16 protein-coding genes are annotated in these 20,366 nt (G+C 45.6%); 15 read left to right on the forward strand and 1 reads right to left on the reverse strand.

From position 1 onward, the window contains the following. Positions 1 to 103 precede the first annotated feature (103 nt). The 4 genes from MKZ13_RS10750 to MKZ13_RS10765 all read left to right on the forward strand — a co-directional run bounded on the left by MKZ13_RS10750 (position 104) and on the right by MKZ13_RS10765 (position 2,921). Positions 104 to 1,042, forward strand: coding sequence for an aldo/keto reductase (locus MKZ13_RS10750; protein ID WP_339183904.1), 939 nt, complete (start codon positions 104 to 106; stop codon positions 1,040 to 1,042). 66 nt (positions 1,043 to 1,108) lie between these two features. After that, complete coding sequence (locus tag MKZ13_RS10755; RefSeq protein ID WP_339183906.1) at positions 1,109 to 1,897, forward strand: polysaccharide deacetylase family protein; 789 nt, start codon at positions 1,109 to 1,111, stop codon at positions 1,895 to 1,897. A gap of 215 nt (positions 1,898 to 2,112) precedes the next feature. Further along, a complete protein-coding gene (locus tag MKZ13_RS10760; protein ID WP_026081155.1) occupies positions 2,113 to 2,319 on the forward strand; it encodes a YwbE family protein in 207 nt (68 codons plus the stop codon). Between the two features lie 20 nt (positions 2,320 to 2,339). Further along, positions 2,340 to 2,921 carry a DUF4269 domain-containing protein gene (locus MKZ13_RS10765; protein WP_339183909.1) on the forward strand — a complete coding sequence of 194 codons (582 nt, stop codon included), beginning with the start codon at positions 2,340 to 2,342 and terminating at the stop codon, positions 2,919 to 2,921. A 21-nt stretch (positions 2,922 to 2,942) separates the two neighbouring features. On the opposite strand, the gene MKZ13_RS10770 is transcribed toward MKZ13_RS10765, so the two are convergent. Next, positions 2,943 to 4,385 (reverse strand): hypothetical protein, encoded by a 1,443-nt coding sequence (locus MKZ13_RS10770; protein ID WP_339183912.1) that lies wholly within the window; start codon positions 4,383 to 4,385, stop codon positions 2,943 to 2,945. Between the two features lie 396 nt (positions 4,386 to 4,781). On the opposite strand from MKZ13_RS10770, the gene MKZ13_RS10775 reads away from it, so the two are divergent. The 11 genes from MKZ13_RS10775 to MKZ13_RS10825 all read left to right on the forward strand — a co-directional run bounded on the left by MKZ13_RS10775 (position 4,782) and on the right by MKZ13_RS10825 (position 20,357). Continuing rightward, the gene (locus tag MKZ13_RS10775; RefSeq protein ID WP_339183914.1) at positions 4,782 to 6,581 is read left to right on the forward strand and encodes a sensor histidine kinase; all 1,800 of its coding nucleotides are present in this window, start codon (positions 4,782 to 4,784) and stop codon (positions 6,579 to 6,581) included. Continuing rightward, positions 6,556 to 8,169 (forward strand): helix-turn-helix domain-containing protein, encoded by a 1,614-nt coding sequence (locus MKZ13_RS10780; RefSeq protein WP_339183916.1) that lies wholly within the window; start codon positions 6,556 to 6,558, stop codon positions 8,167 to 8,169. The genes MKZ13_RS10775 and MKZ13_RS10780 overlap by 26 nt, the downstream gene beginning before the upstream one ends. 180 nt (positions 8,170 to 8,349) lie before the next feature. Then, on the forward strand, positions 8,350 to 9,336 hold the full coding sequence (locus MKZ13_RS10785; RefSeq protein ID WP_036670214.1) for an ABC transporter permease subunit: 987 nt from the start codon (positions 8,350 to 8,352) through the stop codon (positions 9,334 to 9,336). A gap of 17 nt (positions 9,337 to 9,353) precedes the next feature. Next, a complete protein-coding gene (locus MKZ13_RS10790; protein WP_017689303.1) occupies positions 9,354 to 10,262 on the forward strand; it encodes a carbohydrate ABC transporter permease in 909 nt (302 codons plus the stop codon). Between the two features lie 133 nt (positions 10,263 to 10,395). Then, a complete protein-coding gene (locus tag MKZ13_RS10795) occupies positions 10,396 to 11,925 on the forward strand; it encodes an ABC transporter substrate-binding protein (RefSeq protein ID WP_036609560.1) in 1,530 nt (509 codons plus the stop codon). A 181-nt stretch (positions 11,926 to 12,106) separates the two neighbouring features. Continuing rightward, on the forward strand, positions 12,107 to 12,805 hold the full coding sequence (locus MKZ13_RS10800; protein ID WP_339183920.1) for a hypothetical protein: 699 nt from the start codon (positions 12,107 to 12,109) through the stop codon (positions 12,803 to 12,805). 297 nt (positions 12,806 to 13,102) lie between these two features. Further along, positions 13,103 to 14,857, forward strand: a complete 1,755-nt coding sequence (locus MKZ13_RS10805) for a sensor histidine kinase (RefSeq protein ID WP_339183922.1) — start codon at positions 13,103 to 13,105, stop codon at positions 14,855 to 14,857. A gap of 73 nt (positions 14,858 to 14,930) precedes the next feature. After that, positions 14,931 to 16,559 (forward strand): response regulator, encoded by a 1,629-nt coding sequence (locus tag MKZ13_RS10810; RefSeq protein WP_339183924.1) that lies wholly within the window; start codon positions 14,931 to 14,933, stop codon positions 16,557 to 16,559. A 123-nt stretch (positions 16,560 to 16,682) separates the two neighbouring features. Next, a complete protein-coding gene (locus tag MKZ13_RS10815) occupies positions 16,683 to 18,368 on the forward strand; it encodes an extracellular solute-binding protein (RefSeq protein WP_221823458.1) in 1,686 nt (561 codons plus the stop codon). Positions 18,369 to 18,558: 190 nt separating this feature from the next. Beyond that, complete coding sequence (locus tag MKZ13_RS10820; RefSeq protein WP_017689297.1) at positions 18,559 to 19,449, forward strand: ABC transporter permease subunit; 891 nt, start codon at positions 18,559 to 18,561, stop codon at positions 19,447 to 19,449. Positions 19,450 to 19,478: 29 nt separating this feature from the next. After that, complete coding sequence (locus tag MKZ13_RS10825) at positions 19,479 to 20,357, forward strand: carbohydrate ABC transporter permease (RefSeq protein ID WP_076326910.1); 879 nt, start codon at positions 19,479 to 19,481, stop codon at positions 20,355 to 20,357. The last annotated feature ends 9 nt before the right edge of the window (positions 20,358 to 20,366 follow it).

Consider the following 20,366-nt stretch of genomic DNA (forward strand, 5'->3'; position numbering starts at 1 on the left):
TAAATCCGATATTTTATATATGCTAAGCGGTTTGATATAATATGGACAAGAAAGACGTCACAACTAAATTGTACTTATTCGATCAGTGAAGGAGAGATGAGACATGGCAGAACAACAAATTCGGTTGGGCAAGACGGATCTGATCGTAAATCCCATTGGATTGGGTGCGAATGCAGTAGGCGGACATAATATCTATCCGGACATGCTGAATGATGAGACGGGTAAGGAAGTGGTTCGTACAGCTTTGAAACAAGGCATTAACTTTGTGGATACGGCATACATCTATGGACCTGAGCATTCCGAACGACTGATCGGTGAAGTATTGAAGGAAACCGGTCAGCGTCAGAATACCATCATTGCAACCAAGGCAGCTCATAAATTAGTGGATGGCAAGATTGTCATGGATAACTCACCTGCTTTTCTGAAAACATCCGTGGATGAGGCGTTGAAACGTCTGCAAACCGATTACATTGATCTGTTCTACATCCACTTTCCGGATGAACATACGCCTAAGGATGAAGCGGTAGATACGTTAAAACAATTGAAAGACGCTGGCAAAATTCGTGCCATTGGTGTATCCAACTTCTCCATCGATCAGTTGCTTGAAGCCAACAAAGACGGGCATGTAGACGTACTGCAATCTGAATATAATCTGTTCAAAAGAGATGCCGAGAAAGAGCTGTTGCCGTATACGGCTGAGCATGACATTTCTTTTGTGCCCTACTTCCCACTGGCTGCGGGACTGCTGGGCGGTAAATATAATCGCAATACAACTTTTCAGGATGGACGGGCGAAGAACCCGCTGTTCACAGGTGAAGCTTTCATTGAAAATCTGGATAAAGTTGAGCAACTGCGCAGCATAGCACAATCCAAGGATGTTGAGGTTGCTCATCTGGTTCTGGCCTGGTACCTGACTCAGCCTTCCATTGATGCATTGATTCCGGGTGCCAAGCGACCGGAGCAGGTCATTAACAATCTGCAAACTTTAAATGTGGAATTAACTGCTGAGGAAATTGCAGTCGTGGATCAGATCTTTCGTTAATGAGTTCGGGTGAATCGGGAAATGCTAACAGGGAGTTTACGTATGAAGACAAAGTGAGGACACCACATGAACCTGAAGGCAGCCCGAGTCATCGGAATGTTCACGCTAATTATTTTGCTGGGTAGCAGTTCTGCCTATGCAAAGCCTGTACAGAAGAACCGTCAGTATTATGAGGAACGAGGAGAGATTGTGTGGGAAGTTCCCACACAGGATAAACTCATCGCCCTTACCTTTGATGATGGACCAGATCCAATTCAGACTCCGCAGATCCTGGCTTTGTTACAGCAGTATCATGCTAAAGGAACTTTTTTTGTACTTGGCAAATGGGCAGATAAATTTCCTGAACTGATTAAGCAGGAACAGCTCGAAGGGCATGAAATCGCCAACCATACGTATGCGCACACGTATGCAGTTCGATCAACTAATGCGGACAAGTACATGAAGGATATGAACGAAGCAGAAAGTTCCATCATTCAAGCAGGTGCGGAGCGTCCCCTGTTGTTCAGGCCACCGGGCGGCTATTACAATGACATGGTCATCCAGGCTGCCAAACAAAAAGGGTATACCATTGTACTCTGGTCTTGGCATCAGGATACACGGGACTGGGCTTCTCCAGGTGTATCGGCCATTGTTAAAAAAGTACTGAATAACGCGCGTAATGGGGATATTGTACTCTTCCACGATAAAGTGGAAGGCAAGTCCCATACGGTAGCTGCGCTCAAAACAATCTTGCCGAAGTTACAGCAGCAGGGATATCAATTCGTGACGGTGTCTGAGCTGCTTGCTGTGAAGGCACGCGAAGCTGCGAAGGATGGAACTTCGCCTTCGTCTATTCTGAAGCATGTGCAGCCCTGAACATGGCCAATCCAAATAGAAACCGTAGGTCTCAGATGAAGAGACCTGCGGTTTCTTTATCTTGGTTTTCATATCAACCATGGAATCAGCCTTTAGGAGGTTATTGCCGTGTCCCTTTTGTTTTGAAACCAAAACGTCTACAATAGATGGAGCTTTGTTTTTAAGGGTATATAGTATACACGGTATGAATCACGACATAGAGGAGAGAGAACATAATGAATGGACAACAACGTGTAAATATTAAACCAGGTCTGGAAGTGGACATAGTGCTGAAGCAGGACCAAGCTACAGGTAAGCTGACACGTGGCATTGTGAAGGATCTGTTAACCAAGTCACCTACGCATCCACACGGAATCAAAGTACGACTGACGAGCGGTCAAGTGGGACGTGTGAAACAGGTCATTACAGGAGGCTCGAACTAACTGTGGCCCAAGGCGGGGAGATGAGTACTACCGCAGAAGTAATGGCACATCTGGCTTCGGGTAATGCACGTCAGCAGGACGCCTATCATGTGTTGCAGAGCAGTGGATTGCTCGATATATTAGCTGACTATCACCCATATCCAGCAGGAACGGTGCCGATTGATATTGATATACCTGGAAGTGATCTGGATCTGCTGTGTTATGCAGAGGATCTGGACTTGTTTGAAGCCGAGATACACAATCGAATTGGAGCCGTTGCTGAGTTTCAATGTGTACGTGGTGGGGATCTTCCAGACCAACGTCCTTATGTGACTTGTAATTTGCAAGTGGGACATTGGCCTGTGGAGATTTTTGCCCAATCCGTGCCAGTTTACAGGCAGAATGCATACTTACATATGATCGTAGAGTGGAGATTGTTGCAACTGTGGGGAGACGCGGGACACCGTGAGATCCGCAGACTGAAACAGGCAGGGTGGAAGACGGAGCCTGCATTTGCTTCTGTACTTGGACTACAGGGAGATCCATATGTGGACATGCTGCATCTGGCAGAGATGAAACGTGAAGATCTCTGGAACTGGGCGCGTTTACGCACGTCTTTTTAAACGGTTTAGCATAACTTTTGGTCAGATTAGAAAGATGGCTACAACTGTTGTTACCGTAAGCCCCAGCAGTACAGGCTTCAGGTTGCGTCTTGCAAGTTCAAAAGGATTGACTCCGCAGATTGCAGCAGCAGGAATCAATGCCCATGGAATCAAGGTTCCGCCACCTACCCATATGGCTGCAACCTGACCTAATGCTGTCAGTACAGGTGCGGAATCTGCCGAACCTGCAAACATGGACGCAATCGAGCCAACCAGGGATATCCCCGAGAACCCCGAACCATCCATTCCGGTCACTGCTCCGGTCACCGTCATTGTAATGGCGCCCACCGTATCATTCAATGGCACCAGCCCAGCAAGTGCGACCCCAAGATCATTCACGATCCCGTGTGAACCTTCAGGAAGAGGGTTGATGAACAACTCCGTAATCGCAGCATCTCCCAGATAAAAAAATGCGGCTATGGGAATAACCGGTCCAAACACCTTGAAACCAAACTGAAATCCTTCTATTAAATAATTGGTCGTTTCCTCTGGGCCGGCATGACGATGTGCGGCAAGGGTAACAGCGATCAATATAACCACAGCGGTTCCGCCAATCAGAGCTGTTGCGTCGCCGCCTTGCAACTTCAATACAAACATCAGAATCACATCAACTGCGAATAACAGAGGGATAAGCAGAGCGAATGCTTTTTGCAAACGGAGTGACATGGCTTGACGTTCAACAGGCAAATTGCCAGGTTGAGAAGTAGGCACAGCCTCTGATGAGGAAGAAGGTTTCGTGCTCATGGTACCTGATATAACGTTTGGGGAATGAGCAGGTGAGCCTGATTTCATCTCTTTGCGCAGCATCCAGAAGGCTGTAAGTGTAGATACCGTTCCCATGACAATGACCAGAGGTATGCTGGCCGTCATGACGGAAGTAACCGGTATACCCGCCGCATCAGCTGTAAGTTTGGGAGCCCCCTGAATAATGTAATCCCCCGACAGTGCAATCCCATGTCCGAACAGGTTCATGGCAATAGCAGCTCCAATCGGAGGAAGACCTACACGCACGGCTACAGGAAGCAGTACTGCACCGACGAGTGCTACGGCTGGGGATGGCCAGAAAAATAGTGATACTACCATCATGATCAATCCGATACCCCAATACGCGACCTGAGGAGAACGGATAAAACGGGTGACGGGTGTTACCATGACCTCATTAATGCCTGTTCTGATAAGAACACGGCTCATTGCCACAATAATCGAGATGATGAAGATCGTACTTAACAATTCTTTTGTTGCATAGATAAAACTGCTGAAGATCCCAGCAACTGACCCGCTTAAGGTTTCGGTTGCCAGAAGTCCAATGGTCATAATACCCGCAACACAGATGATCGTGGTGTCCCTGCGCCGGATCATTACGGCGATGATCAAGACGATAAATGCCAGATAGACATAGTGTAACGCAGTGAGTTGAATATTCATCGAACAGGCCTCCTACATCCTGGTGACTAACCCGAGGAGTGATATATCGTATGCATGTCAAGATCGGGCGTTCATGGAGTCCGGGGCTTGCCGCAGCATTTATTTTTAGGGAGAAGCTTCTGAGCTATAAATGAAGGATTTATTTTACAACTGGAGAATTTATTACAACATGAAGCGTGTTACTCTTGAAATTGGAGCGGATGAAAGTCACCAGAATTGATATGTGGAGGTCACGGGACCCCATAGACAATGGCAAGCAGGGGTGATTACAATAAACATGCCATCATAAGGAAGAAAATAGAAAAACTATGTTGAAATAAAGTGTGTGTTCAAAAAGTCTGGTTCAGTACAGCGGACTTTTTGAACTACCTCTAAGAGGGCGGGAATCCATAATCCATGAGCTTTATCCGTTCACTTCGTTTTAAATTTATAGTGGGTCTTACATTGATCATGCTGCCATTATTCATGCTGCTTTATTACAACAACGTCTACGCCATGAAAGTTGTACGTGACAAAGTATCCCTCACCAATATGAATCATCTCGCCAAGAGTGTGGAGCAAAATGAACGTGTGTTACAGGAGACGAATCGGTATTTATATAGTCTGGGTGAGCGGGACCCGGATATTATCTCTCTGTTTTTTCTGAAATACGGCAGCGGTGATTATATCATTGCAAAGCAACGGATTATGAACAAATTCATGACAGATATCGGTTTTTATAACTTAATCGATTCTTTTTTTCTATATGATGCCGTGAATGATGATCTGCTGCTCGCCACTTCAGGCAATTATGATGTCAAAAAGTCGGTTGTGCAGGAGAGTATGCCAGTCCAGATGCAGCAATTGGAAGGGGATATCCAGAAGCCGGAATGGAGCATCGTGCGTGGCGGGACGTGGAATGCGCTGGTGAAAACGGTGCGAATCAACCAACAGTTCTATGCTGGTGCACTTGTCGATATGAATGCACTGAATCATACACAACAATTCACTGAATCCGGAGATCGGGGAGGTGCAGTCATTGTTGGAACAGATGGTGGGGCGCTATCGGATTCCACATTGAATACTGCACAGATTCAGCTGGCTGCAGCACATCTTCCCGGCTTGAAGAATCCGTATCAGGTGATCTCTGAAGTTGTGAATAAGGGAGAAGCACGTCAATATTTGATGTTGGGTACTGCCTCGGCCATGTCCCAGATGAATTATATCGTGCTGCTGCCTGAGGAAGACATGATGCGTAACCTCCCGTTTTTCCAGCAGATCATTCGTCTGCTCCCCATTGGTGCGGCAGTAATTCTGGTTACTGCACTGATCTTTTTGCGGCATCTGTTATTCCGCCCGATGAATGCGTTAATCCGAGGCATGAGAAGGGTGAGTCGTGGAGATCTCGATGTGAAGCTGGACCCGCCATCTTCCTCGGAGCTTGAATTTATGACACGAAGTTTCAATCAAATGACCAGTGAAATCAGGCATCTGAAGATTGATGTGTATGAGGAACAGCTGCGGACGCGAGAGGCAGAGTTCAAACAACTGCAGATGCAGATCAATCCTCACTTTTACCTGAATTCACTCAATATTATTCATAGTCTGGCTTCCTTGCAAAAGCATGAGTTGGTGCAGCAGATGGCTGGTCATCTGGCCGATTATTTTCGATTCAGTCTGCGTGCAGGCAAACGTATTATTCGTCTGGATGAAGAGCTGGAGCACATTCGTCATTACTTAGAAATTCAAAAGCTGAGGTTTCCAAGCAGATTCGATTTTGAACTGGATGTTGAACCGAATCTGGGACATTATGTGATTCCGCCATTAACCATTCAGCCTTTTGTGGAGAATGCCATTATTCATGGATTTCAGCGCCGGACGCAAGCCTTTGTCATTCGGATCGTGGCGCGCCTTGGTGAGAAGTCATCCGGTCAGGTCGATGGGACGGTGCTTCAACTGATGATTGTGGACAACGGCGTCGGATTTGATGAGGAATTGTTGGGACGTCTGCAACATGGACAATACGCTGAAGACCCGAATGGACAGCATATCGGGATATGGAACGTGGCTCATCGGCTTTTAGTGAAGTATGGTGATCAAGCCAGTTTGCAGTTTGGCAATGAGGTGGATCATGGCGCCAAAGTCATCATTGATTTACCCGCTCAGACCGAAGAGGAAGAAGGGGGAGCCTATGCGGAACCTGTTGATCGTGGATGATGAAGTGTATGCATTACAAGCAATGGTTGAAGGAGTCGATTGGCAAGCAGCAGGCATTGATCAGGTATACAGTGCTGGTGATGCCGAAGAGGCAAGAAAGATTTTAAGGGCAGATGCTATTGATATCATGATCTGTGATATCGAGATGCCTGGTGAAACAGGGCTTGACCTGCAAAGTTGGGTGTTAAAACATGATCCAGGTATACTGACCATTTTCCTGACAGGGCACGCTTTATTCGATTATGCTCAGACAGCCATTAAGCTAAACAGCTTTGATTATGTGTTGAAGCCGGCTCCAGCGGATCAATTGATTAAGGTAGTAACCCAGGCGGTGGAGAAGATCAAGGATGGAGAGCAGCGTACCCGTACCAACGAAGTTTATGAGACCGTATACAAACGCTGGAAAACCCATAAACCGCTGCTGACGGAACGCTTCTGGAAAGATGCCATCTCTCAGCGTATCACGTTAACCGAACAACGGTTGCAAGAGCTCGCAGAATTGTATGGTGCCGAGATTGATCCGCAGGCTCGTGTGTTACCCATTGTGATCTCGGTAGAGGAGTGGGTGCGTGATTTTGATTTGCGGGACGAAGAGGTATTGGAATATGCCCTTCGTAATGCAGCCAAGGAGATGCTGCTTGGCGACAAGCCCGGTGAGGTGTTTCAGGATCAAAGTGGATTAAATATTGTGCTTGCTTACGAGCAAGACGGCATCATCCCGAGTGCGAGCGAAGTGGCACAACGTTGTCAGGGGTATATTCAGGAATGTGGTACGTATTTCTACTGCCGGTTGTCCTGTTATGTTGGAGCCCTGGTTGCTGTAACTGAGCTGCAAGGCATGTTAAATGAACTGATGGATATGGAGCGGCGCAATATTAAGGAGCTTGAAGAAGTTTTTGTCTATGATGAGCGGGGAAGAGATCAGGAAGATCGCTTTTTGCCTATTCCATGGTTTTCGGAATTATCCATTCTTTTTGAGACGGGTAAAGTTGGGGATTTGCGAGAACGTGTGGATGAGATTTTTGAGTTGCTTGCTGCACAGGAGGGTTTGTCTCCTGAAATGCTGCATCTCTACTATCATGCCATGCTGCATGTGGTCTATCCGTTGCTTCATCAGAAAAACGTGTCAATACGCAGTCTGTATCCGGGTGAACGGGAGCCGGAAGAGGGTATGGTGACAAGGTCGTTGCCGCAGTTGAAGCAGTGGACGTCTGATCTGATTGATCGTGTTATCCCAGTGTTGTACCCGGACGATCATAGCCCCATGACCATTGTGGATCAGTTGTGCGTTTATATTGAAACTCATATTGGTGAAGAACTTATGCGAGAGGAGCTTGCAGCTTTTGCCGGATTCAATCCCGCTTATCTATCACGTCTATTTCGGAAAGAGAAGGGGATGTCCCTATCTGAGTTTATTCTGCAGGGCAGAGTAGCCAAAGCGAAGACATTGTTGTCCCAGTCCACCGTCAAGGTGACGGATATCGCTGGCAAGGTGGGGTACTATAATTACTCGCATTTCACCAAAATGTTCAAAAAGTGCACGGGTATAACGCCACAGGAGTTTCGAAAACAGTCACGTACCGTATAGTTCAGGGCGCAGCATGCTGCGTCTTTTGTTTTTTTTGGTACTAAAGTCATAATTTGATAAGTCAACAGGTCACCACAGCAGATAGAGGTCTTACTCGCCCCGCCGTATACTTGAACCACAGGAGCCGCAACGGAGCTTCATCCTGAGGAAGAATTCAAGAGGAGTGAGGGAGAACAAGTTATGAAGACACAACCCCAGGCGGGTAAGGGAGTACGGATATCGGAAATACCGGGAGAAACAGTCCGAAAGCGCAAGTCGGTGTGGCACAATCTTGGCAAATTCAAGGTGCTGTATCTCATGTTCTTGCCAGGTGTCCTGTTTCTGCTGGTGAACAACTATATGCCGATGTTCGGCGTTCTGATCGCATTCAAAAATGTAAACTATGCTGATGGTATTTGGGGTAGCCCATGGAGTGGATGGGACAATTTTAAATATTTGTTCTCAACCAGTGATGCATGGGAAATTACCCGAAATACACTCGCGTATAACACGGTGTTTATTGCACTAAATCTCTTAGTAGGTGTCGGGCTTGCTATTCTGCTCAATGAAGTGAAGAACAAGGCAATGTCCAAGTTATATCAATCACTTATGTTATTACCGTATTTCCTGTCCATGATTGTGGTCAGTTATCTGGTACTGGCTTTCCTGGGCAAGGATTCAGGCTTCATGAACTCAACGGTTCTGCAGATGTTCGGCGGTCAGCCGATCGACTGGTATTCAGAGCCGAAGTATTGGCCGTATATTTTGCCACTGGTGAACACATGGAAGAATATTGGATATTATGCCGTCATTTATCTGGCAGCTGTCGTGGGTATCGATGAAGAATATTATGAAGCAGCTGTGCTCGATGGAGCAACCAAATGGCATCAGATACGCTTCATTACCATTCCGTTTCTCGTGCCATTAATCGTCATTATGACGTTATTGCAAATTGGTCGTATATTCTATGCAGACTTCAGTCTGTTCTATCAGGTTCCATTGGAATCGGGAGCGCTGTTCCCTGTAACGAATGTACTGGATACCTACGTATATCGTACGTTCCTTATCGGTGGAGATATCGGGATGTCATCAGCAGCCGGTCTATATCAGGCAATCGTTGGATTTGTGCTGGTTCTTGTATCCAATACCATCGTAAGGCGAATTGATAAAGATAATGCATTATTTTGAGAGGAGGCAAGTCAGCTGTGAAATCACGTGATCCACTAGCCGTATCGAAGCGTTCCGCATCCGTTATTCATGCGATGTTTCTATTCTATGCCATTGCCTGTATCGTGCCGATCCTGCTTGTCTTCGCCATCTCATTTTCGGACGAGACAACAGTAATTGCCAATGGATATAAGCTTATTCCAGAGAAATTCAGCCTGACGGCTTATGAGTTTCTGTTCAGAGATATGGATCAGATCATTCACTCGTATGGTATATCCTTTATTGTTACCGTTGTAGGTACCATTACAAGTGTTGCGCTGACCGCATTGTATGCGTATCCGCTCTCACGGAGAGATCTGCCTTACCGGGGCTGGTTCGCCTTTTTCATCTTCTTCACAATGTTGTTCAATGGGGGTCTGGTACCTTGGTACCTGGTCTATGTCAACGTATTGGATCTGAAAAACTCCCTACTGGCACTCATTATGCCGCTACTGCTATCCCCATTCTTTGTACTGGTCATGCGTACATTCTTCGCGAACTCCATTCCGGTGTCCATTCTGGAATCGGCTCGGATTGATGGTGCGGGAGAATTGAGAACGTTTGCACGTATCGTGCTTCCGCTCTCTCTTCCCGTAATGGCAACCGTCGCGTTGTTCAGTACACTGAATTACTGGAATGACTGGTACCTTAGCATGATTTTTATATCAGATAACCGGACGATCAGCCTTCAGTACCTTATGTACCGGACGCTGCTCGATATTCAATATTTAACAACCAACTCCAACGTCTCTTCACAGATTTCGTCGCAGGGTGGATTGCTCAATCTGCCTAACAAAACTCTGCAAATGGCGATGGCTGTGGTCGGTATTGGTCCAATTGTACTGGCATATCCGTTCTTCCAGCGTTATTTCATCAAAGGTCTTACGGTTGGCGCTGTGAAGGGATAACTCTGAACCGGTTAGCGGAGTGGGCAAGGTAAATGAAGATGGACTGAAAGGGCATATACAGAAGTAGTTATCGGTTTAATTGTGAATTGGGGAATTCGGTTGTATGGTTCAACACATGACAGGAGGGGTTCAATTGGTTAGATCATTAAAGGTATGGTCACGCATGATGGCAACGGTTATGGCGCTGAGCCTGGTGCTGGCTGCTTGCTCATCAGACAAGGGTGGAACAACAACACCTGGCGCAGAAGGTGGAGGAGCAAGTGAAGGTGGGGGCAAACCCTATGAAGTGACACTGTTCTACCCAGGGACACCACAGAAGGATGTCGCTCTGGTGGAAGCCGAGATTAACAAAAAGATGGAACCAAAGATCGGGGCCACGCTTAAGATCAATGCGATTGACTGGGGACAGTGGGATAACAAGCTGAATCTCATGATTTCTTCAGGTGAAAAATCAGACATTATCTTCACAGCAGCTTGGCAGAACTACACGGTGAATGTAGCTAAAGGCGCATTCTTGCCGTTGAATGATCTGCTTGATGCACATGGTCAGGATATCAAGAAAAACCTGGACCCTGCCTTTCTGGAAGGTTCCCAGGTGGACGGCGTGAATTACGGCGTTCCTACGAATAAGGAACTTGCTGCCACACGTGGTGTGTTGGTACGTAAAGATCTGGCTGACAAGTATAAGCTGGACCTGACAGCTGTAAAGACATGGGCTGATCTGGAGCCCCTGCTCAAAACAATCAAGGAAAACGAGCCAGCCATCACACCATTCTATATGTCCAATACCAATGGTAACGGGCTATTGGAGAATCTGGATTGGGATTATCTCGGTGATGCTTCCGTACCTGGAGTCATCTCCAAAACAGCAGGCGGAACAACGGTGCTGAATGAAGTGGAGACCCCTGAATTCAAAGAAGCGGCTGAACTCGCTCGCAAGTGGTATCAAGCGGGATATATCAACAGTGATGCTGCTACGTCCAATGTGTTCCCGAAAGACCAGGCGAAGGCTGGAAAAGCGTTTCTCTGGACAGATGGCATGAAGCCAGGCAAGGATAAAGAAGAAGAAGGGTATGTGGGTTTCCCACTCACTCAGATTGAGATGACACAGCCAACAATCACGACGGGTGATGCATCTGGAGCGATGCTTGCAATCTCCCGTTCTTCCGAGCAACCGGAGAAAGCGATGCAGGTCATTAACCTGCTGCATTCGGACAAGGAAATTAACAACTTGCTGAACTTCGGAATTGAAGGTACACATTATGTGAAAAAAGACGGACAGGATAATATCATTGCTCTCCCTGATGGCGTAGATGCCAACAGTCGTACCTACAATCCAGGTGCACAATGGCAACTGGGTAACCAATTCCTGAACTTCCTCTGGGATAATGAAGATCCACAGAAATGGGAGAAGTTCAAAGAGTTTAACGCCAAAGGTGTGAAGTCACCAGCACTGGGCTTTACGTTCAACAGCCAATCTGTCAAAAATGAAATTGCTGCGGTCAACAACGTAAACAAACAGTTCAAGCCGGGTATGACATCGGGTGCCGTTGATCCAAATGAGATGATTCCGAAATATCTGGAGAAATTGAAAGCAGCGGGAATTGATAAAATTATTGCAGCCAAACAGGAACAACTTGATGCATTCTTGTCTAAGCAATAAATGATCGTCAGCCATGACAGAGAGACCTGTGTTACTACAAGCTCTTGTCAGCTGTGAAAATGGAGGACGTTTTCGGTGAACAACCGAAGACGTTCTTTTTATTGTTGTTTTTTGATTTGGATTGTTAATCATAAATAGGAAAAATATGATATAATAAGGTGGTTGATTAGGGGGTGTTCGTGTGTCGAGAACCAGACTTGTGTTCTCAGGGGCTTTATTGCTATTTGCTATCATCTTTACATTTAACCATCATCTTGGTTTTTCTGTTGGGGATACCATGCTGTCAGCAATAGGTATATCACCGTATACTACGTCTTATTTAAGTGGTGTACATATCACACTTTTCCTAGGATTGGGGATTTTCGCCTGCGGCTTCTACCTTACACGCAAAGAAATCGGGAAATCATTCCCCGGTCTTGCAAAAGGGTTATGGATCGTAGTTATCGCTATCATTCTCAGTTATTCTTACATGACGGATAAATTGATGTATGTAGCCAAGTGGGGAGCTACAGGCATTAATGCGGTATCCTATGTACAGAATGCAAGCTCTTGTACCTTTAACGTGCTGAAAACGGGTGAGACCCGAGCCACCTGTGACCTGACACTCAAAAATTACGGCAGAGATTCCGTATCCGCCGTGTTATTGCCTGATCTCGCACGCAGTTATAAGTTTAAGGACGATCCACTGTTGGAAGCCTTGCAGTCTGTCCAGTTAAGGCCGGTACATGTTGAGATTGAACCCCATGGAACGTTTACAGGCAAGTTGGAGTTTTACGGGAAAGCGGAATCCCCTCTGTTCGTCAATGGGAAACTTATGGATATTGTGCTGGATGTAGGCGTGGATGGAGCCAATACGGTATTTGATTATGATATTCCATAGTTGATTTTTTTATAGTAAAAAAGAATAATTACATAAACAGAAGTGGGATAAGGTTTGAGTAGAATAGAAAGATCAAAGGCATATACTGAAATTAGAGAGAGCTGGCTAATCGCTGGCTCTTTTTGTGCGTGGAAGTTGCAATTAGTGCAGAAATGTTGGTTTTATCTCCTTCCCCCTTGAATTGGTAACGCTTACGCTAGATAATGAATCGGTTTGTCTCAAAAAAATAGTTTGTCTTTAGCGCTTACATCATTACAATTAATGTCACGACAAATTTAGACAAGGTGAGATGAAAAGATGTCATATCGGACAAACCTGTTTTCCAAAATGGTCATTCTTATTCTGATTATGCTGATTCCTGTAGTGCTTCTGTACTGGTACTCCAATCACAAAACAACAGCTGTTCTCAGAGACGAGTTGAATCGATCGAATAGTAACCAGCTTGAATTTTTCCAAAATCAAGTGAACACACACATCGAACTGTTATCCTCATGGCCAAATCTGCTCATACATGATCCTGATATTGCCAGTTTCCGCCGAATCTATGCGGACAGTAATTACTTTGACCTGGATGCGATCAACCTGGTCAAACGTATTCAGAATAAGCTAAGTATTCAGGAAAGCTCATCCAATTGGGCCACGAAATTATATCTGTACTCCCCTTCGCTAGGCAGGGTGGTTTCCGAAAGGGACGCACGTTCTTACGATAAACAAGCGTTAAGGGAGAATATCAGTTCCGGCTGGGATGTACGCAAAATCCAGGATGGGGAAGATGATCGGTTCATGTTTAGCTGGATTACAGTATCTCCGTACGGCATTAAAGACCCAGCTAATCATGCGGAAACGATTATTAAACTGGAGTTTGATAGTGACAACATTCGGGATATGCTCGACAAATTCAAAGACGATGGAAGGCATGATCCCTTCTATTTCAGAGAAGAGTCGGGGGTTATCTATAATCGGACTTCAGATCGTTCATTAACGAATCAGTTGATGGAAGAACTGTCCGCCCATAAACTTCAGGACGTTGATAACCGTACAGTAGTGATCGGGAACGAGCCTTACATGGTTAACACCGTGAAATCCAGTACAACAGGCTGGTATTTGGTGGACTACATGCCGCTATCAGATATTCTGAAGCCCATTCATCAATCCAATATGTTGTTCTATTCTTCCATGATTTGTTTGTTGTTAATGAGTTTTGGTGTGGCGTATTTGTTCTATGTTCAGGTGCAGGTACCAGTGAAACAACTCATTCGCGGGTTCCAGCGGTTGAAGCAGGAGGATTATTCCGTGAGGATTAAGCCAAAGGGCCGCAATGAATTCAGTTTCTTGTCCGAACGTTTCAACTTGATGGTGGAGCAGATCCAGCAGTTGTTTGAACACGTTTATCTGGAACAGATTCATGTGCGTGAAGCCCGATTGAAGCAGCTGCAATCACAGATTAACCCGCACTTCTTCTATAATTGTTTCTCCTTCATTACTAGTATGGCGAAGCTCAAGCGTATGGACGCTGTTGTAGCGATGTCGCATAATCTATCGCGATATTATCGATATACAACAAGACAGGAGCGGGACGTGGTACCGTTGACAGAAGAGATTGAATTTGTCAGCTGTTATCTGGAGATTCAACGGATGCGTATGGACCGCATTCATTACAAGATTGATCTGACTGATGAGATGTTAAGACAGGAGGTACCGCCACTCATCGTGCAACCACTAGTGGAGAATGCGGTGATTCACGGTATCGAGGCGGACGCGGAAGCCGGAGAAATAAGAGTATCCGGGGAAAAACAGGGCGGTGTCATGGTTCTTGTGGTAGAAGATGATGGGCAAGGCATGACGCAGGAGGGACGTGAGGCGCTTCTGAATAAGCTCAGGGGAACGATGGATCAAGAGATGGGCTGTGGCCTGTGGAATGTGAATCAGAGACTCCAGCTTCGATATGGGGAGCAGGCAGGGCTTGATATAACGGAATCGGAACTTGGTGGATTACGAGTTACGCTGTCATGGCCTGACGAGCAGGAGTTTCTTCTGGAGAATGAAGGATAAGCACTTGGAATGTGCAGCGTATGATGAACGATGGAATCCATTGGCAGAATGAACGAAATAGGGAGTGAATCACTTGATTGATATATTACTGGTAGATGATGAGACATATGTAACAGAAAGTCTGGAACTTACGATCCCCTGGGGAGAACTTGGGGTAACGACCGTGCTTCGTGCTGCATCCGGTAAGGAAGCTCTGGAGATTATGGAGGAAAATGTAGTAGACATCGTAGTTACCGATATTCGAATGCCTGGTATGTCGGGATTGGATCTCATTGCAGAGGTAAGCAAACGCTGGTCTCATATCCGCTGTATCTTGCTGACCGGTCACAGTGATTTTACGTATGCGAAGAAAGCTATTCAATTGCAGGCAGCGGATTATATCCTGAAACCCGTAAACGATGATGAATTTATGAGTTCCGTGTCGGCAGCCATCACGTCTCTTCGCGATGAATGGGATGAATTCGATAAATATCACCGGCTCTTATACAGCCGGAAGTCTGACTATAAAATTTTACGGGAAAATCTCATGCATGATCTGCTGCTGGGACGTGAAATCACGGCGAGGGCACTTCGGGAACAACTGCAACAGTATGAGATTCATATTGATCCGGAACAATCCGCTGTGATGATGCTGATTCGCCTTACAGGACGTTTCTCCTCAATGGACCAGCAGTCTCTGGATCTAATGGATTTTGCGGTAGGTAATATTGCAGAGGAAGTACTCGGAGACCAATTTAACGTGTGGTTTGGTCGCGGACCCCATGAGTGTCTGGTTATGTTCTTGCAGAATCAAGATCAGATCGAAGCTCCGCAGATGGACTTGGAGACGTTGAGAATCTCAGCTGAAACTTTCCGTGAGCATGTCATTCGATATTTACAGGGAGATCTGTCCATGGTAGTTACACCGTCATTTCCCTTTAATGAGTTGACAGCAGCCTATCGAAAAAGTCTGGGTTCGCTTGTCCTTTCAGGACCGGAAGAACACAAGATTATATATATGGACATGGATCAGGCACTCAGCAAAAGACCGGAGAATGATGCAACGCAGGCGCTCGAAGAGCTGTACAAACCACCTGTACTTCCGCAATTGCTTGAGACCAAGCAATGGGAAGCGGCAGCGCGTAAGCTGAACACGGTCTTTGACGCGGCAGAACAGGTACGATTGTCCAGAGAACATGTGTATGAGATGTATCTGTCGGTAACTAATGCATTTATGTATATCGCCCATAAACAGGGGCATCTGGTGCATGAGATTGATCATGCGGGATTCGATCTGCTCCTTGCCCATCAGTTGATTCAATCACCCGAGAAGCTGCGGCGCTGGGCAACCGAGATGCTGGCAAAGCTTCAGGAAGAGTTGTCCGATCAGGAAGGTGTGCAGAGCCGCAGACATGTGATCAAGCAGGTTCAGGAGTTGGTGACAAGAGATACAGGACAGGATCTGTCAGTGAAAATGATTGCGGACAAGGTATATTTACACCCTGTATATCTATCGAAAATTTACAAGGCAGAGACAGGGGAAGGTCTTGGGGACTACATGATTCGTATGCGCATGGAGCGTGCTCTGTATCTGCTTAAGAATAGCAACAAAAAAATATACGAGATTACGAGTGAGCTTGGTTATCAAAATCCGCAATATTTCAGCAAAATGTTCAAAAAGCATTATGGCATGACCCCCAATGAATTTCGGGATCAGGCATAATTACAACAACATTCCAGAATATAGGTTGGCAAAGGTGCAGAAATCTTGATTTCGTATCATAGGCTCAAAGGCCTGGTCAGCCTATAATGAAAGGGTAACCAAAACGATTTAAGGGGGAACAACATGAGAGCGCAATCAACGAAAAAGAGATTCTTGTCGCTTCTCGCTACAACGCTGTGTCTGACTGTCGTTCTTGCAGGATGTTCAGGAGGCAGTGGAGGCGGAGATAATGCAGCTTCAAACACAACAGGAACTGAAAACGAATACAAAGAGAAATACGATCCGCCAGTTACGATTACCACAGCCTGGGGAATCGATCCAGAGCTGAAATTCAAAAATGGCGAATCCATGGAAAATAACGTGGCAACCAAGTGGGCCAAAGATCAATTCGGTATTGAAATCAAATCGTTGTGGTCAGTAACAGACACAAACGGAGCATTTGCAACCAAGCTTCGTCTTGCGATGTCATCAGGACAGGAAATGCCTGATATTGTAAACGTGGGTGATAATCTGCTTGCTCAGGATCTGATTGATTCTGGAATGTATCAAGAAGTAGGGCCACTGTTCGATAAGTATGCTTCGGATACATGGAAAAAAGCAATTGAACAAGATCCAAACGTATGGAACCAATATAGTCGTGATGGCAAAAGAATGGGTATCCCTGTTCTGGACTATGCCTACAACAATGATTATCTATTGTGGATTCGTCAGGATTGGCTGGACAAGCTAAATCTGAAAGCGCCAAAAACAATTGATGAATTAGAAGTTGTTATGGAAGCATTCAAAAATAATAACCCTGACGGCTTGGCTCCTGATAAAGTCACTCCGCTCAGCATTGGTTTCAAAACTTCCATGAATACATGGATGGGAGACCCATCATGGATCTTCGGAGCATATGGGACATTGCCGTTCCAATGGAATCTGGGGGAAGACGGCAAGCTGGAGTATGGCTCCATCAATCCGGGTATGAAGCAAGGTCTGACCAAATTGAGCGAATGGCTCAAAAAAGGATATATCCCGCAGGAAGCAGCTCTATGGGATGAGAACAAAACAGCAGAGCCAGCAGTTGCAGGAACCGCCGGTATTATTCCAGGACCTTACTGGATGAGTGGATGGCCACTTCTTGATACAGTGAAAAATGTACCGAGTGCCGTGTGGAAACCGATTGAAATTCCGTCTGGTCCTGAAGGCAAAGCGATGCGTCACGGGACACAGTTCGTTAATGGTGTTACGTTGATCAAAAAAGATATGGCGCACCCAGAAGCATTCTTTACGTACCAGAACTACCTGTTCGACAATTATGCAGACCCGGCACCAGGTAGCCCTTATGACAATGGTCTGTTTGCAGGCTATGACTATCAATTAGATGCAAATGGAAAACAAATGCCGATTGACGAGATCGAAGGCGGATATGTTAACGTTGTACGTTATTTGCTTGTTCGTGACGGTGCTCGTATTCCAGATGCACAGATGAAAGCTCTGATGAATTTGGCCAATGGCAAAGAGCCTGAAACCAAGCTTGAAAAAGATGTTGCTGTCAACTACGGTAAAGAGACTCCAGCAGCAGCGAAAGTCTTGCTTAGCCAAGAAGAAATTTCCTTCAAAAACATGTTCACAGGTCCGACAACAAAGACAATGAAATCAAAGCTTGACTATCTGAACAAAATCGAGAATCAAGCATTTAACGAAATTATCTATGGTAAAAATCCGGTTGATGCGTTTGATACCTTTGTACAAACGTGGAAATCGGGTGGCGGTGACCAAATCACGCAAGAGGTTAACGAATGGTATGACAGTGTGAAAAAATAGTTACAAGCAGCGCCCAGACGTTAGTCGTCTGGGCGCTTTTTTTTGTTTATTCATGCTGAGGCAAAGTGGTTGAATTTGTGCCATTTATATTGCTTTTATGTGCTGTTTGGACCCCGTAAAAGGTTGATATAATCGCATTATAAGCCACTCAGGGAGTACTTGAGTAGGAAGAAATACAGGGGGAGCAATCATGAGAACTTTGAAACGCACTTGGCCATTCCACGTTATGCTGTTGCCAGCTATTATCTTTCTGATTATCTTCAGTTATGTGCCTATGGGCGGAATCATTATGGCATTCCAGAACTACAAGCCATGGCTTGGGATTAGCGGTTCTGAATGGGTTGGGCTGGACAACTTTAGATATTTGTTTGAACGTGAAGACAGCTTACAAGTCATCTGGAACACATTGATTATTGCTGTACTTAAACTGATCTTCAATTTATTTGTTCCATTTGTTTTTGCCATTCTTTTGAATGAGGTTCGCAAGATGGCTGTACAGCGAACGATTCAAACACTTGTCTATTTACCTCACTTCTTGTCCTGGGTCATTCTGGGGGGGATTTTGATAGATCTGTTGTCAACAGGCGGCTTGGTTAACCGGGTTCTGGGAACCTTTGGACTCGGGCCATATTTCTTCCTGGGAGACAACAGTTGGTTCCGATCTACGGTCATTCTGACAGATGTGTGGAAAGAATTTGGCTATAACATGATTGTCTTTCTGGCTGCCCTTGCCGGAATTAATCCAGCGTTGTACGAAGCAGCGGAGATTGACGGAGCAGGACGCTGGAAACAGACACTGCACATTACAATCCCTTCGCTTGTGCCGATGCTGATGGTTGTAGGAACATTGGCGCTTGGTAACGTACTGAATGCCGGATTTGACCAGATATTCAACTTGTATAACCCGCTCGTATATCAAACGGGTGACATCATTGATACATTTGTATATCGTTCCGCAATGCAAAATGGTGAGATGGGCTTTGCAACCGCGATCGGATTGTTCAAATCGGTTATTAGTATGATCTTGATCCTTGTATCGTACAGCTTAGCCAAAAAATACGCTGGATATCGCATATTCTAAACGAATGAACAGAGAAAGAAGGGACCACGATGTATCATAAATCATTGCCTTATCGCGTGTTTAATATAGTCAATACCTGCTTTCTGATTTTGGTCGCCATTATGTGTATTGTACCAATGATTCATGTACTGGCAGTATCCTTTAGTACAAAGGCTGCTGCCGACGCCAATCTGGTCAATCTCTGGCCCGTAGGTTTTTCACTTGAGGCATACAAAAAGACGATGAACAATCCAATTTTCTTGAACTCACTCTGGATTTCACTTCTACGTACAGTGATTGGTACAGCTATTACCTTGCTGATTACGTTCCTGGCGGCGTATCCGTTGTCCAAAGAGAATAGTGAATTCAAAGGCAGAACGATCTACTCCTGGATTTTTGTATTCAGTATGATTTTCAACGGGGGACTGGTGCCATTCTATATGGTTATCCAGAAGATCGGGTTGATGGATTCCTTCTGGGTACTGGTACTCCCAGGAGCAGTTAACACATTCCTTGTCATTCTGATGCTGAACTTCTTCCGCGGTATTCCAAAAGAGCTGGAGGAAGCGGCGCTGATGGATGGAGCTAATCATTTCAGAACATTGTTCAGTATCTTTCTTCCCATTTCGATGCCGTCCATTGCAACAATTGCATTGTTCAGTATGGTGTTTCACTGGAATTCCTGGTTTGATGGATTGCTCTACATGAATAACGCCAAGGATTACCCACTTGCTACATTTATGCAAACGGTCATTATTGGACGTGATATGAGTAGCATGAGCATGAATCCAAAAGAAATGGAAGCTCTCTCTCAAACTACGGTAAGGGCAGCTCAGATCTTCATCGGAAGTGCACCAATCTTGATTGTGTATCCTTTCCTGCAACGTTTCTTTGTTAAAGGTATGACGTTGGGCTCAGTTAAAGGCTGAGCCTGTACC

This window comes from Paenibacillus sp. FSL R5-0701 (assembly GCF_037973995.1).
GTDB lineage: Bacteria > Bacillota > Bacilli > Paenibacillales > Paenibacillaceae > Paenibacillus.

Bases quoted from the DNA above. Each gene is read 5' to 3' on its own strand.
- MKZ13_RS10750 (WP_339183904.1), top strand. From the start codon at position 104: ATGGCAGAACAACAAATTCGGTTGGGCAAGACGGATCTGATCGTAAAT.
- MKZ13_RS10755 (WP_339183906.1), top strand. From the start codon at position 1,109: ATGAACCTGAAGGCAGCCCGAGTCATCGGAATGTTCACGCTAATTATT.
- MKZ13_RS10760 (WP_026081155.1), top strand. From the start codon at position 2,113: ATGAATGGACAACAACGTGTAAATATTAAACCAGGTCTGGAAGTGGAC.
- MKZ13_RS10765 (WP_339183909.1), top strand. From the start codon at position 2,340: ATGAGTACTACCGCAGAAGTAATGGCACATCTGGCTTCGGGTAATGCA.
- MKZ13_RS10770 (WP_339183912.1), bottom strand. From the start codon at position 4,385: ATGAATATTCAACTCACTGCGTTACACTATGTCTATCTGGCATTTATC.
- MKZ13_RS10775 (WP_339183914.1), top strand. From the start codon at position 4,782: ATGAGCTTTATCCGTTCACTTCGTTTTAAATTTATAGTGGGTCTTACA.
- MKZ13_RS10780 (WP_339183916.1), top strand. From the start codon at position 6,556: ATGCGGAACCTGTTGATCGTGGATGATGAAGTGTATGCATTACAAGCA.
- MKZ13_RS10785 (WP_036670214.1), top strand. From the start codon at position 8,350: ATGAAGACACAACCCCAGGCGGGTAAGGGAGTACGGATATCGGAAATA.
- MKZ13_RS10805 (WP_339183922.1), top strand. From the start codon at position 13,103: ATGTCATATCGGACAAACCTGTTTTCCAAAATGGTCATTCTTATTCTG.
- MKZ13_RS10815 (WP_221823458.1), top strand. From the start codon at position 16,683: ATGAGAGCGCAATCAACGAAAAAGAGATTCTTGTCGCTTCTCGCTACA.
- MKZ13_RS10820 (WP_017689297.1), top strand. From the start codon at position 18,559: ATGAGAACTTTGAAACGCACTTGGCCATTCCACGTTATGCTGTTGCCA.
- MKZ13_RS10825 (WP_076326910.1), top strand. From the start codon at position 19,479: ATGTATCATAAATCATTGCCTTATCGCGTGTTTAATATAGTCAATACC.